This window comes from Pseudohaliea rubra DSM 19751 (assembly GCF_000764025.1).
GTDB classification, from domain to species: domain Bacteria; phylum Pseudomonadota; class Gammaproteobacteria; order Pseudomonadales; family Halieaceae; genus Pseudohaliea; species Pseudohaliea rubra.
In genome coordinates this window covers 1-13,610 of the sequence record NZ_KN234799.1, presented here as the reverse complement: position 1 = coordinate 13,610, position 13,610 = coordinate 1, and the positions used below count along the sequence as shown (strand labels likewise).

General features: G+C 67.3%; 12 protein-coding genes. 6 read left to right on the top strand and 6 right to left on the bottom strand.

Features of this window, described 5'->3' with window-relative positions; all coding sequences use genetic code 11:
• Together HRUBRA_RS13640 and HRUBRA_RS13635 are read left to right on the top strand one after the other, a co-directional pair.
• On the top strand, positions 1-1,049 hold a 1,049-nt coding region (locus HRUBRA_RS13640; RefSeq protein ID WP_084592667.1), incomplete at its 5' end, for a serine hydrolase domain-containing protein.
• Between the two features lie 198 nt (positions 1,050-1,247).
• A complete protein-coding gene (locus HRUBRA_RS13635) occupies positions 1,248-2,261 on the top strand; it encodes a DUF481 domain-containing protein (protein ID WP_035518055.1) in 1,014 nt (337 codons plus the stop codon).
• 39 nt (positions 2,262-2,300) lie between these two features.
• Here HRUBRA_RS13635 and HRUBRA_RS13630 read toward each other — a convergent pair whose 3' ends face one another.
• On the bottom strand, positions 2,301-3,725 hold the full coding sequence (locus HRUBRA_RS13630; protein WP_035518054.1) for an MFS transporter: 1,425 nt from the start codon (positions 3,723-3,725) through the stop codon (positions 2,301-2,303).
• Positions 3,726-3,840: 115 nt separating this feature from the next.
• Here HRUBRA_RS13630 and nei point away from each other — a divergent pair, with 115 nt between their 5' ends.
• Both nei and HRUBRA_RS13620 read left to right on the top strand, forming a co-directional pair.
• Positions 3,841-4,668 carry an endonuclease VIII gene (gene nei / locus HRUBRA_RS13625; RefSeq protein ID WP_035518052.1) on the top strand — a complete coding sequence of 276 codons (828 nt, stop codon included), beginning with the start codon at positions 3,841-3,843 and terminating at the stop codon, positions 4,666-4,668.
• Positions 4,669-4,738: 70 nt separating this feature from the next.
• Positions 4,739-6,877 (top strand): TonB-dependent receptor, encoded by a 2,139-nt coding sequence (locus tag HRUBRA_RS13620; RefSeq protein WP_035518050.1) that lies wholly within the window; start codon positions 4,739-4,741, stop codon positions 6,875-6,877.
• On the opposite strand, the gene HRUBRA_RS13615 is transcribed toward HRUBRA_RS13620, so the two are convergent.
• Positions 6,861-7,292, bottom strand: a complete 432-nt coding sequence (locus tag HRUBRA_RS13615) for a hypothetical protein (protein ID WP_035518048.1) — start codon at positions 7,290-7,292, stop codon at positions 6,861-6,863. The two genes, HRUBRA_RS13620 and HRUBRA_RS13615, sit on opposite strands and share 17 nt — an antisense overlap.
• Positions 7,293-7,294: 2 nt before the next feature.
• Entirely contained in the window at positions 7,295-7,537 is a 243-nt protein-coding gene (locus HRUBRA_RS13610; RefSeq protein WP_035518046.1) for a hypothetical protein, read from the bottom strand.
• Between the two features lie 354 nt (positions 7,538-7,891).
• On the opposite strand from HRUBRA_RS13610, the gene HRUBRA_RS13605 reads away from it, so the two are divergent.
• Complete coding sequence (locus tag HRUBRA_RS13605) at positions 7,892-8,575, top strand: hypothetical protein (protein ID WP_035518045.1); 684 nt, start codon at positions 7,892-7,894, stop codon at positions 8,573-8,575.
• Between the two features lie 37 nt (positions 8,576-8,612).
• On the opposite strand, the gene HRUBRA_RS13600 is transcribed toward HRUBRA_RS13605, so the two are convergent.
• Positions 8,613-9,713, bottom strand: coding sequence for a PQQ-dependent sugar dehydrogenase (locus HRUBRA_RS13600; RefSeq protein WP_035518043.1), 1,101 nt, complete (start codon positions 9,711-9,713; stop codon positions 8,613-8,615).
• 79 nt (positions 9,714-9,792) lie between these two features.
• Between HRUBRA_RS13600 and HRUBRA_RS13595 the strand changes: the two genes are divergently transcribed.
• Positions 9,793-10,245: a hypothetical protein gene (locus HRUBRA_RS13595; RefSeq protein ID WP_052094928.1), complete on the top strand. Its 453-nt coding sequence runs from the start codon at positions 9,793-9,795 to the stop codon at positions 10,243-10,245.
• Here HRUBRA_RS13595 and HRUBRA_RS13590 read toward each other — a convergent pair.
• Together HRUBRA_RS13590 and HRUBRA_RS13585 are read right to left on the bottom strand one after the other, a co-directional pair.
• Complete coding sequence (locus HRUBRA_RS13590; RefSeq protein WP_035518042.1) at positions 10,205-11,791, bottom strand: MltF family protein; 1,587 nt, start codon at positions 11,789-11,791, stop codon at positions 10,205-10,207. The two genes, HRUBRA_RS13595 and HRUBRA_RS13590, sit on opposite strands and share 41 nt — an antisense overlap.
• Positions 11,792-11,805: 14 nt before the next feature.
• The coding region (locus HRUBRA_RS13585; protein ID WP_035518040.1) for a S8 family peptidase at positions 11,806-13,610 on the bottom strand (1,805 nt) is incomplete at its 5' end.

Sequence of the window (13,610 nt, the reverse complement as noted above, 5' to 3'; positions counted from 1 at the left end):
CGGGCTGCAGCCTGCACCGCCCCGGCGGTGGTCAAGCACCGGTGCAGCCGGCGCCGTCCCACCCCTGGCCCGAGGCCGAGGCGTCGCCGGCGCTGCTGCGGGCGGTAGCGGAGGCCTTCGACGAGGCGGAAGGGGGTGGACGCAACACCCTCGCCGTGGCCGTGGCGCGCGAGGGCCGGTTGCTGGCGGAACGCTATCTCTCCCCGGTGGATGCCGGGACGAGGCTGCAGGGCTGGTCGATGAATAAAAGCCTCCTGGCAACCTGGGTGGCCCTGCGCAGTGCCGCCGGGGATGGCCTCTCCCTGGGTGACCCCGTGCGCCAGCGCCTGCTCGCTCTCGGCGCTCCCCCGGCAACCACCCGTGACCTGGCCCCGGGGCTGACCCTGGGCCACCTGCTGCAGATGGAGTCGGGCCTCGCCTTCGAGGAGCGCTACGAGCCGGACAGCGACGCGACCACCATGCTCTACCGCCGTGAGGCCATGTGGGAGCTGGCGCCGGCCACCGGCCAGGCACGGGCGCCGGGCACGCACTTCAGCTACTCCAGCGGTGATACCAACCTGGCGGCCTACCTGTGGCAGCAGAGCCTCTCCGGCAGTTACGCATCGTGGGTGCGCGAGCATTTCAGCGAGCCGCTGGGAATCCGTTCCCTGGTGCCCGAGGCCGATGCCAGCGGCGTGCAGGTCGGTTCGAGCTACAGCTACATGACAGCCCGGGACTGGCTGCGGGTGGGCCAGCTCTGGCTCGACGCCTGGCACGGCCGCTCGGAGCTGCTCGGCCGGGAGTGGCTGCGCGCTGCGGTCGCCCCGCGGCCCTCAGACCCCCGGGGCCGCTATGGCCGCAGCTTCTGGTTGAACGGCGGCGGCGTTGCCTTCCCCGGGCAACCGGAGTCACTGTTCTACGCCGGCGGTAATGCGGGGCAGTATGTACTGGTGGTGCCCGAGGAGGAACTGGTGCTTGTTCGCCTCGGGCTTACGGACGAGCCCCGGGTGGATCCGGCAATGGATAGCCTCCTGGCCGGGGTGCGCGGGGCCCTGGGTGCAAGGGACTGAGGGACTTTCTGTGACTCGCGGCGATCTATCGCTGCCGCCTCGAGTTGGCTGCGGCGCCTGCGCGTCGACACGGTCACCCTGGCGCCGGGAAAGCCCTGCTTTCGTTGCGTGATTCCCATGGCTGCCGACAGCCACTATCATGCGCGCTTTTTGTTTACGAGCGCGCCGGCAGCGGTGCGCCGGGGAGGAAGGAAGACCATGAAGACACTGCCGTTATACCTGTTGCTGCTTCTCGCCGGTGCCGCCGCTGCAGCGCCGGACCGGATTACCCTGAAAAATGGCTCCACGATCCTCGGTACGGTCACCGATGCAGAGGGCGGCAAGGTAATGGTGGAGACGGACTTCGCCGGCACCCTTTCGATCGCCCAGGATCAAATCGAGGCCCTGCGCACTGACACACCCATGCGCCTGCAGCTCGCTGACGGCACGGTGCTCGAGTCATCGCCGATCCGGGTGGCGAACGAGCAGCTGGTGCTGGGTGAGCTGGACGGGGAGAAGAGCTACGCCCTCGCCGATCTGGTTCGCGTCAACCCGGAGCCCTGGGAACTCGGCGAGGGCTACCGCTGGACCGGGCTGGCCAGCGCCGGCCTTTCCATCGAGCAGGGTAATACGGACACGCGGGAGCTCGACTATCGGGCCGAGAGTGTCTGGACCGGGCTCCTCGATCGCTATTCCCTGAGCCTTGTCGGCGAATACGACGAGGCCAACGGCGAGAAGAACGCCGAGAACTGGATTGCCCGCGGCAAGTACGACCGCTTCCTGGAAGACAGCGACTGGTACTGGGGCGGGAACCTTTCCCTTGAACACGACGAGTTTGCCGATACGGACCTGCGGACTTACCTCGGCCCCTACGTCGGTCGCAAGCTTTTCAAGGATCCGGTCTTCAAGCTCGAGGCCGAGGCCGGTTTGTCCTACGTCTGGGAGGAGTTTTTCGTCGCCGAGGACAACGACTACCCTGGCGCTACCTGGTCTCTTGATGCCTCGAGCAACTACCTTGGCGAGGACACGCGGCTCTATTTCAACCAGACCGGCCTGTGGGATCTGTCGAACGGGGCTGACATTCTCATCAACACGACCGCTGGCCTGTCCTTCCCTCTGTTGTTGAACATCGAGGGTGCGGCTGAGGTCATCTGGAAATACGATACCGGTGCAGTGGCGGGCGTCGATGAGCTGGACCAGACCTACCGCTTTCGCCTTGGCTATCGCTGGTAGCTTTCAGCGGCGGCAAAGGCTCCGGCCGGGGCTGCCTGCTCAGGTGCCGCGGCGGGCCCGCAGGGCGGCCTGGATCTCGGCAACACGGGCCTGCCCGAGGTTGATCCGCAGCACCAGCAGCAGGGCCAGGACGAAGCCCGGAAGCGTGCCCAGGCCGAAGGCCCAGGCGAGGCCGTCCAGCACCGGTGCCGGAACGCCCCCCGGACGCATGCTCGCCTGCAGGCCGATGACGTCCAGTACGATCCCGCCGTAGAGGGGGCCAAAGACCGTGGCGAACTTGTTCACCAGGTTGGCGGCGGAGAAAAACCCGGCCTCCTGGCGCAGCCCGTGGTCGTGCTCATGCTCGTCGGTAACGTCGGCCACGATGGACTGGGTCTGGATCGCCCGGAGCAGGAAGCAGTACATGAAGACCAGCATGAATACGAAGTTGAGGGCGAACACCAGCGTCGTCCCGTTCGGTGGCAGCAGCTTCGCCATGCGCAGGGGATAGAGCCAGAGGCAGTTCAGGATCAGGCCGATAATGGACAGCTGCATGAGCTGGTGCTTCTCGAAGCGCCTGCTGAGGGGACGCAGCGTCAGCAGCACCAGGGCAACAGCGAGGAGGCTGGGCAGGGCGAGGATCAGCGATACGTCGCCGGCGCTGAACTCCCAGTAGTAGGTCCATACCAGCATGTTGAGTGTCGCCACGGTGCCGTAGGCCGTCATCACGGCGATCTCCTGGCCCAGCACGAGGCGGAAAGTGCGGTTGTGCAGGGTCCGGGCGAGATCCCGCCACAGCTCCCGGAGCCCGGGCGTGCTGCGCGGCAGCCGGTCCTCGTCGAGGGACGAGTGGACATAGCGTCGCGTCCCGAAGGTCGTGACTGTCGCCATGACCCAGCAGACCGCGCAGCACAGGATGCCGTAGAGCGGGTAGTTGGTGAGATCGAAGCGTCCGTCCTCGCCGCCGCGCTCCGGAAAAAGAAAGGCCAGCGCGAGGGCCGGCACCAGCACGCTGAACAGGAACAGGGTTGCCAGCCGTGCCCCGAGCACCTGGCTGCGCTCGTGGTAGTCGCTGGTGATTTCTGCCGACAGGGCGAGGTGGGGAATGGCAAAGAGCGTGACGAAAGTGCGCACCCAGAGGGACCAGAACAGCAGCCAGGCGGCCAGGCTCCACTGGTTGTCCAGGAGGCCGGCGGGGGGCGCAAACAGGCCGATAAAACCGAGGCCGATGGGCAGGATGCTCGCGACCATAAATGGATGCCTGCGCCCGTGGCGGGAGCGTAGCCGGTCCGAGAGGACCCCTGTGAGCGGGTCCGAAAGGGCATCCCACAGCAGGCTGACGGCAATGACCGCGCCGGTGAGGCTGCCGTTCAGCCCCAGGACCTGCGTGTAGAACAGCAGCACGAACATCGTGTAGGCCGCTTCCTTTACGGCGTAGACGGCGCCCCCGGCGCCGTAGGCGGCGCGCGTTCTTATCGTTAGCATCAGTTGGCCGACAGAGACTACGGAAGCAGTCTCGCCCCTTGCCTGCCCCCTGTAAAGCGGCCATCCGGCGCCAGCGACGCTGCGTACCTTCTGCGTTTGTTGCCGGAGTCAGCCCATGCCTGAAGGACCCGAGATTCGCCGCGCCGCCGATCGCATCGAGGCCGTGCTGGCCGGCGACGTCGTCGAGGCTGTGCGCTTTGGCCTGCCGCGGCTGAAACGCCACGCCTCGACGCTCCGCGGCCATCGGGTCACGGGCCTGGAGACCCGCGGCAAGGCGTTGCTGACCCACTTCGAGCACGGTTGGAGCCTGTACTCGCACAACCAGCTCTACGGTGTCTGGCGTGTGCAGCCGCGCGGCCGGCTGCCGAAGACCAACCGCTCCCTGCGCGTCGCGCTGCATACGGCCAGCCACAGTGCTCTGCTTTACAGTGCGTCCGATATCAGCGTCTGGCGCACCGAGGAGTTGGCCGCACACCCGTTTCTGGCCCGCATTGGCCCTGATATCCTCGCCCCGGACCTTACCTGGCAGGCCGTGGCGGCGCGCCTCGGCGCGGCCCGCTTCGCACGCCGGCGTCTTGCGGATCTCTACCTCGACCAGGCCTTTCTTGCCGGCGTGGGCAATTACCTGCGGGCGGAAATCCTCTTTACGGCGGGGCTGGATCCATTGCTGCGGGCGGGGGAGCTCGGGCGTGGTGAGCGCGGGCGCCTGGCCCGGGCGACGCTGGCGGTGAGTCGGCGCAGCTATGAGACGGCGGGGATCGTGCTGCCGCCGCGCCTTGCCGCCCGCCTTGAACGTGAGGGCCTGCCCCGGGAGCAGCGGCGTTTCTTTGTCTTTGACCGCGATGGGCTCCCCTGCTACCGCTGTGGCGGTGAGGTGGAACGCAAGGCGCAGGGCGGGCGGCGCCTTTATCGATGCCCCCGCTGCCAGCCGACCGGTCCTTGACCCAGCGCAAGGCGGCGGGTGCCGGGCTTCGGTCTAATGCGCTCTCGCTCACTGACCGGGAGGAATACGGATGCCCCGCCGTCTCCTCACCTGTGCCGTGGTCGCCCTTGCCGCCACGAGCCAGGCTGAAAATCTGCCCCTGCTGGAAGAGATCGTCATCACCGTCAGCAAGCGGGACGCCACCCGTCTGGATGTCCCCGGCACCGTGGCGGTTTTCGACGCAGGACTGCTGCGCGACGAGGGTGTCGGCGATATCCGCGCCGCTCAGGCACTGCTACCCGCCATGCGGCTACAGCAGGAAAACACCTCCACGCAGGTGTATATCCGCGGCATCGGCTCGACCCTGGATTTTCCCCAGCTTGACCCGCCGAGCTCGCTGCATCTGAACAGCGTGTATGTGCCGCGGGAAGCGAACAGCACGGCGCTCTTTGACCTGACGCAGCTTGAGGTGCTGCCCGGGCCGCAGGGGACGCTTTACGGCCGCAGTACGCTCGGCGGCGTGGTCAATGCCAGTTTCGCCCGGCCCGCAGACGGCAACCCCGGCTACCTGCTGCTGGAGGCGGGCAACTACGACAGCCGGCGCGTCAGTGCGGCCGGAGATGTCGCTGCGGGACGTGATCTCACGCTGCGCCTGGCCACGGACTACCAGCAGCGGGACGGCTATCTCGCCAGCGGTGCCGACGCCCTGGACAATCTCGCCGGCCGCCTGTCTCTCGCCTGGACCCCCGGGGACCGTTTCAGCGCTTACGGCTGGATTAATATCGCAGCTATGGACGGCAGCCCGCCGAACCTGGTGGTGAAGGGTGCGGACCCTCGCAGCGGACAACTTTCACCGGACAGCTACCTGCGCAGCGACCCCTGGAACGACCGCTTTCCCGAACCCTGGGCCGGCTTCCTTCCCTTCGGCCAGCCCCAGGCGGAGGAGTACCGGGACTACAAGAATCTCCTTGCCGGCGGCGAGTTCAGCTATCGCCTGTCGCCAACGCTCACGCTCAGCTACCTGCCGGCGTTCACGGACTTTGCGGTTTCCAGCAACTACTGGCTCGGCGCTTTCCCGGCGAATAAGACCGACAGCTATCAGCAGCAGATTCACGAACTGCGTCTCCTCGGTAGCGCAGGCTGGGGCGACTGGCTCGCGGGCCTTTATGCCTACCGCATGGACAGCGACGGCTACTTCATTTTCGGCGGCTTCGACACCGTGGCCCTGCCGGGCCCCGCAGGCCTGCCGGTGCCTGTGAGTATTGTCGATGAGAATCGCATCGAAGGCCTTGCGGCCTTCGGTGAGGTCGAGCTTGCCCTGGGTGATGTCTGGCGTCTGACCCTCGGCGGGCGTCTTAGCAGTGACCGCCGCAGCGGCGCCGGGCGTTTCTTCGATGGCGCAGGTCTTGCGCCCTTTGAGGCCGACGGCGACGGTGAGTATGACCACCTGGACCTCAAGGTGGCTCTGAGCCGGGATATCGGCAGTGGCCTGGTGGCCTACGGCACCGTACAGACCGGCTACATGCCGGGCACCTTCAACCCTTATGCCGGGACTGCTGCGCAGCCGAACACCGTCGATGAGGCCGAGCTCGTGAGCTACGCGCTCGGCCTTAAGGGCAGCAGTGCCGGCGGTGGAGTCCGCGGCAGTGTTGAGGCGTTTTACTACGACTATGCCGGCCTCTTTGGCTCCGCCTACAACACGGTGCTCAATGCCACCGAGACCTTTAACGTCGACCAGACAGAGGTGCGTGGCGTGCAGTTCGAACTGGAGCTGCAGCCCACGGCAAGGAGCGGCCTCAGCCTCTCCGGCGCCTGGATCGATGCCGAATACACAGACTTCGACCTGCCGGATGGTACCGCGAGCTACGACGGCTTCCGCGCCCAGTATGCCCCCGAATGGTCGCTGGTGGCGCGCTACCACCACGATATGGCCTTAGCCGGCGGGCGGTTGCGGGCCGTTCTCAGCTCGCGCTACGAGAGCAGCTTCTGGGCGGATTTTTCGCACACGCCCGGCGGCAGGCAGCGGGCGGCGCGCAAGAGCAACGCCCAGCTCACCTGGTACCCCGCCGGCGAGGGCTGGAGCATGGGTCTGTGGGTGCGCAACATCGAGAACGAGGCGGTGATTGCCGCCACCGCCGGCGGCAGCAATCTGCCCGCGAATCCGGATGCGGCTACCGCCTCCCTGGAGGCGCCGCGAACCTGGGGCGCGCGTTTTACTCTGGATTTCTAGGCGCTTTCCCCCGCGCCTCGAGCACGGCGTCATAGCGGCTGCGAAGCCGGTCGTGGTGCTCGAGGTCTGCCAGGGCCGAAAGCCGGTCCGGCGACGCCGGGGACTGCTCCCTGGCGGGTGCCGCCCTTGCGCCGGCCTTGGTCGCAGTGGTCGCCGCCGGCGGCTCTGCCTCCCGGACGGGGCGGAACTGCCAGAGCACGAAAGCCAGCGCTCCGTAGACGATGAGGATCTTGCCCGCGAGGGCCCAGACCAGGGCCCCGGGGTGCCGCAGCTGCAGGTAGTGGGCGACGTCCTGGTAGAGCACGTTGGTCACAAGGGCGAAGAGCAGTACGGCCAGGACACGAAAAATACGGCCACGATAGCGCCGCAGGAAGAACAGCAGCGAAGAATACTTGACGATGCGAAAGAGCGACACGGTCAGATGCCGATGTTGATGCCGAGAAGGAGGGCGGCGACGCCGAAGCCCTTCCATCCGAGGCCTGACCAGAGCTCCTTCTCCTTTTCGGCGACGAGGTATTCGAGGTCCTCGGCGCTGTAGTCCGCTTCCGTGCGACCCGCGTGGATCATGTCCTGGCGCACCTTCGCGATGGCTGCCTCGCGCAGCTTTCTGCGTACTGCCTTCGGTGCACGGATGCGCCGTCCCGGTGCCTCATCGGTCATGCTCAGTGCCTCCTCACCCCGTGGGGCAGAGTGTAACCCCGGTCGTCGGCCTGCGCACGGACCACCCGCGCTCACCCCCGGCACCTCGCGTTCTTCGGGCTCAGCAGAGACCCGGGACGGTAGGGCCGGCTGCGGGAGGGTGTCCCCATCAAGCGAATATCGTGGAGCGACTGGGGGCACCCTCCCGCAGCCGGTCCGGAATACTGCGATGCATGACTCTCGAGCAGCGCCCCGGTCAGGCAGGGCTGCCTCCCGGTAAGCTACGATGAACCAAAAAATGCCCGTTACAAGCAGGGGCTTTGCTCCTAAACTGAAGGCGCGGTACCGATTCTGATAACAGGGAGCAAGCAGGCCATGCTGGAAAAAGAACTCGCACAGGCCACGAGGATGGCGGAAGAGGCAAACAAGCGCGTTGAGAAATTGCGCGCGCGCCTCCTTGCCGAGACCGAAAAAGCCCACACCAGGCTAAAGCGCGACCTCAACACGGCGCGCAAGAAGCACGATCAGGCGAGTACCCGCCTGAGCAAGGCGCGCGCAGCGCTGCGCTCGAAAGCAACGAGTACCAACCAGAAACGGGTGGACGAGCTGGTAAAGCAGGTGCAGGACCTGGCCGAAACGATCGCAGGCATGGCCCGTGCCGCCTATGATTATGCCGAGAAGCTGGTGCCGATCCGCGCAGATCTGGTGCTCGAGGCACGCAAGGCTGAGGCGGCGGAGCGTGCTGCGGAGATGGTCGAGAAAGCGGCCCGCGCGCGGGGCTCGCGTACGGCGGCGCGGAAAAAGACACCAGCGGTGAAGAAGGCCGCCGCGGAGAAGAAGGCACCGGCCCGCAAGAAGGCCGCCGGCAAGGCCGCACCGACGAAGAAGAAAGCGACGCGCAAGGCACCGGCCAGGAAAAAGGCACCGGCCAGCAAAAAAGCGACACCCGGGAGTACTGCTCGTAAACAGGCCCCGGCGAGGAAGAAGGCCCCTGCCAGCAAGAAGGCTCCCGCTGCAAAAAAGCGCGCAGCAGCGCCCCGGAAAGCGGCAGCCAGCTGACCCTCGAGCTCTGACGCTGCGGGCAACGCCCGCAGCGTCAGTGGTCGGTGCCCTGCGCCGGCCGCACCCGCACCAGCCTTCCGGCCTCGCTGTCGGTCAGCAGGTACAGGAAGCCGTCCGGCGCGCTGCGCACATCACGGATCCGTTCCCCGAGCTCCCCGAACAGGCGCTCCTCCCCGACGATGATGCCGTCTTCCAGGTCGAGACGGCGTACCTCCCGGTCCACGAGCGCGCCCAGGAACAGGTCGCCCCGCCAGGTCGGGAAGCGATCGCCCTGGTAGAGAGCCAGGCCCGACGGTGCGATGCTGGGTACCCAAACATGGGCCGGGTCGGTCAGGCCTGGCCAGTGCTTGTAGGGTGAGATTGTCGCGCCGCTGTAGTCGATGCCATGGGTCACCGCGGGCCAGCCGTAGTTCTCCCCGGGGAGTAGACGGTTCACCTCGTCGCCGCCGCGCGGACCGTGTTCGTGGAGCCACACCACGCCCCTGTCCGCGTCTACCACCATGCCCTGGGGGTTCCGGTGGCCCAGGGTCCACACGCGCTGCGCACCGGCTGCGACAAGGGGGTTGTCGGCGGGCACGCTGCCGTCGTCGCTGATGCGCAGTACCTTGCCGAGTTCGCTTGCCGGATTCTGGGCCGCCTCCCGATGATCAAAGCCTTCTCCCGTGGTCAGCAGCAGGCTGCCGTCGGGCAGAAAGGCGAGGCGGCCGCCGTAGTGCTGGGGCGTGTCCTTGAGCGGCTGTACCCGCAGGATCTCCTCGCCGTCGGCGAGGCCCGTGGCCGTGAGCCGCCCGCGAAAAATCGCCGTCGCATTGGCCCCGAGGCCGCCGGCGGCGTAGCTCAGGTACACCAGGCGGTTGTCGTCGAAGCCTGGGTGCAGCATGACGTCGAAGAAGCCTCCCTGGCCGGCCTCGTAGGTCTCGGGCACGCCAGTGAGGGCCTGCCGCTCCCCGTCCGGGCCGACGTGCAGCAGCCGGCCGCGACGCTCGGTCACCAGAAAGCTGTGATCCGGGAGCTGGGCCAGGGACCAGGGGTGATGGAGCCCGCTGGCGACTGTTTCGAGACGGTAGGGCGCGCCACGGGCCGCGGCGGTGGCCAGAAGGCAGAGCGCCAGGAGCAGGGGCAGCGTGCGGGGCATGGCGACTTTCCAAGGCGGGTCGATGTCGTCATTATAGCGGGCAGAAGAAGCTGACTGCTGTCGCCGGAGTCCCGAGCCCATGTTGCGTATTCTCGCCGCTTTTTTCGCTGCGCTAGGTCTCGCCTATGGCCTCGGCAGCATTGCAGCGACGCAGTTCGTGCTGCAGGAAGTCGTGGCGCTCGGCCCGACCGTGCCCTGGTCCCTGCGCCTGCAAACGACGCTGCAGGATTTCGCCGGGCTTGCAGCCAGCTACCTGCCGCTGCTGGCCGTGGCGTTTGCGCTCGGTCTGCCGGCCGCTGCCGGCCTCGCCCGCCTTGTCCCCGCTGCGCGCTTTGTCTGGTATCTGACTGCAGGCTTTGCTGCGGTGCTGGCGCTGCATCTCATCATGAAGGCAGTGCTCGGCGTCAGCGGCATCGCCGCCACCCGCAGCCTTGACGGGCTGCTGGTGCAGGGCGCCGCCGGTGCGGCCGGCGGCGCGCTGTTCCATGCCCTTACTGCAGGCCGGCGTCCTGGCGCGCCGCGCGGCGCGTGAGCGCCTGGCTTGCGACCATCCGGTAGGTCAGGTAATAGCGGTAGATGTTGGTGACGTACTGGACCGTTTCCCGGCCGATTTCCCGGGCGGCGATCACCTCGACATTGTCGAACCAAACGTTCGGATCATAGCCCTCGGCGCCGGCGGTCCGGCGCAGGCTGCGCACCCGGGCCGGACCGGCGTTGTAGGCGGCCAGGGAGAGGAGCAGCTTGTCCAGATCGCTGATCGCCGGATCATCGAAATAGCGGCTGCGAAGGAAGTCCATGTACTTGATGCCGGCGTGGATGTTGCTCTCCTCGCTACTGATGTCGGGAATGTCGACGTTCGGGTCCGCCGCCGTGGTGGGCAGCACCTGCATGATGCCGATAGCGCCGGCATGGGAGCGGACGCTCTGGTCCAGCCGTGACTCCTGGTAACCCTGCGCCGCGGCCATGAGGTGCTCGATCCCGTAGCGCTCTCCATAGCGCCGGAAGATACCCTCGAGGGCCTCAAAGCGGGCATAGTCTGCGTCGCCGAGAGCATTGGCGGCCCAGTCGAAGTCACGGACATAGCGGTTGCGCAGCACGTTGCCGATGAGCGTTCCCTCACGGTTGCTGCGCAGGAAGGCATCGACGCTTGCTTTCAGCAGCGGGCTGTCCTTGCGCATGGCCCACGCCAGGCGCCCGGCGTTGCGGAAGGTGATATCCGGCCGCGGCGTCAGGTCGGTGAAAACGCCCTCCCAGAGCTGTACCTTGTACTCGTCAACGATTGCCCAGGGCAGCAGGCCGGCGTTGACCATTTCGATCAGATCGTCGTCCTCCAGACTTTCCGGCATGGGCTCGATCTTCACCGGCGCCTTCCCGGCCGATGCCAGGCGCTCGTTCAGCTGGCGTACGCTTTCGGCGTAGCTGCTCGTCAGACGCAGATAGACGGTCCGGCCCGAGAGGTCCTCGACGCCAGCAACCGGCGGGGCGCCGGGGCCCGTGACCAGGATCTCGTTCAGCGCCTTGCTCGTGGGGATGCTGAACTCCAGCTCTTCGGCCCGCGCATCGGTGATGGTCAGGCCGGCCGCGATGATGTCGCCGCGACCGGCGAGGAGAGCCGGCACGAGTTCGTTGCGGGCGACCGGGATGATCACCGTATTCACCCGCAGATGGCCCCGGTCGAGCTGGTCGTTGAGGTGGTCCTCGAAGCGCTCCGCCAGCTCTGCCACGAGGCCCGCGCCGCGTCCCGCGTCGAGGTAGAAGCGCCCCGGGCCGTAGACCGTGAGCACCCGGACCAGCCGGCGTTCCTCCATACCGTCGAGGTCGCCGAGCCACGGGCGGGTGAAAGCCAGGGCGCTGCTGTCCGGGGCGTCGCTGTCATCCAGGTTGCTGTCGTCGAGGTCGCTGCTGTCGAGGGCCGCCCGGGCCTCGTCGGCGCTGGCTGCCGCGAGGCCTTTGCCGGTCGCGGTACTGTCGGCAAGTGCCACAGGGCCGTCGTCCGGTGGCGCTTCCGCGCCGCAGGCGGTTAGCGCAAACGCCAGAAAAAGCAGCTGCAGGGCGCGCCTCGGGAGCAGGGTCAGCATGGTCCGGTTCCTCGTCAGAGCTGTTTTCGCGGCAGGCCGCTGTCCCCCGCGCCGCTGGCTGCGGCGCTCACCGAGGGAATGACCACCTGGTACTCAATAGAGAATACGAGGTCTTCGCGATCGCTGTCCGCTTCGATGGTTATGGGCTGATCGACGGTGAGAAAGGCGCCACAGGCCTCGCCGGGGTCGCAGATGAGCAGGTCATTGTCGAAATCCGTTCCCGCGAAGAGCTGGTAGGTGCCCGCCGCCACCTCCGGCAGCGTGAAGGCGTAATTGTCGTTCTCGAAGCGCGTGGAGGTCTGGGCCACCACGGTATCGATGGCAGCTTCGTAAAGCAGAATATAGACGATGCCCAGATCCGCCTGGGTGGACCCGGCTACCGAGGCGATGACGTCAATAAGCACCGGGTTGGCGTTGGATTCCACGCGCAGTTCGGCCGCATAGACTCCCGCCGCAAGGGCGCTGCGATCTACGGTAAGCCGGTAGCGGCCGAGACCGTCGGCGTCGGTATTCTCGGCGCTGGCGCGGAGCCAGGGTGCATCGCTGCTGATACCCGTGACCACGGCGCCGCCGCTGCCATCGATGGTCACCTGCAGGTTATCCAGGATGCTGCCGAAGTTGAGGGTGCGGGCGCTGGCGAGAACCTCGCGCGGCTCCTCCACGGCAATGCCGGTGCTGCGCAGGGCGGCGGCCATCGCGCGTCCGGCATTGGCCAGGCCGTAGCCGAAGCGGTCATCGCGCCCGCTTTCGCCGAGGTCCGAGGTCAGCTCCCCGTCCTGCAGCAGCCGGTCGATGGCCGCCGGTGTAAGGTCGGGATTGATGCTCTTCATCAGGGCGAGCATGCCGCTGACGTGCGGTGCGGCCATGGAGGTGCCCTGAAGGAAGGTGTAGGCAAAGTCCTCGCCGCTTCGACCGGTGCTGAGGATGCCGTCGGGAAAGCCGTCCCCGGTAAGGTCCGCACTGGTATCGCCGCCGGGCGCCGCGATGTCGATATGTGGACCGAAGTTGGTGTAGTCCGCTGCCTCGCGCTGAGCGTCCACGGCGGCCACGGCGATCACGCCGTCGTAGGCGGCCGGGTAGCCCGGGGTGTCGCTGCCCTCGTTGCCGGCAGAGGCCACCAGCAGGATGCCTGCGTCGCGGACGTCCCGGTACAGGTCCTGGGCGACCTGGCTGAAGCCCTCGCCTCCGAGGCTCAGGTTGATGATGTCCGCCGGTTGCGCCGGCACCTCGCCGGAGTCATTGGGCAGGCCGGCGGCGTAGCGCACCGCCTGAGCGACATCGTAGCTGGTGCCCGTGGTGGCGCCGAGGGCACGCAGGGGCATGACGCGGCTGCCGTACGCCACACCGGCGACGCCGATCCTGTTGTTGCCGCGGGCGGCGATGGTGCCGGCGACGTGGGTGCCGTGGAAAGCCACCGGCTCGGGCTCTGTCGGGTTTGCTACCTCTTCCGGGTCCGCGTCGATGCCGTCACCGTCCGCGGCCACCTCCGGATCGCGGATGAAGTCATAGCCATCGACCAGCTGGCCCGCGAGGTCCGGGTGGCCGGCGAGGATACCGGTATCGACCACGGCGACGATAATATCCGGCTCGCCGGTGCTCGTGTCCCAGGCCGTGGGCAGGCGCAGCTGGGTAAAGTGCCACTGGAGGTTGAGGAGCTCGTCGTTCGGAACTGCCAGGGGCCGGACCCGGTAGTTCGGCGCGGCGCCTGCCACGGCGGGTTCCTGGCGCAGCGTCTTCACGGCCAGCAGGGTCTCCCAGTCGCGGCGCCGCGCGGGGTCGGCGAAGGCGTCGGCCTTGGCCGCCGCGCGGCCCTGACGGG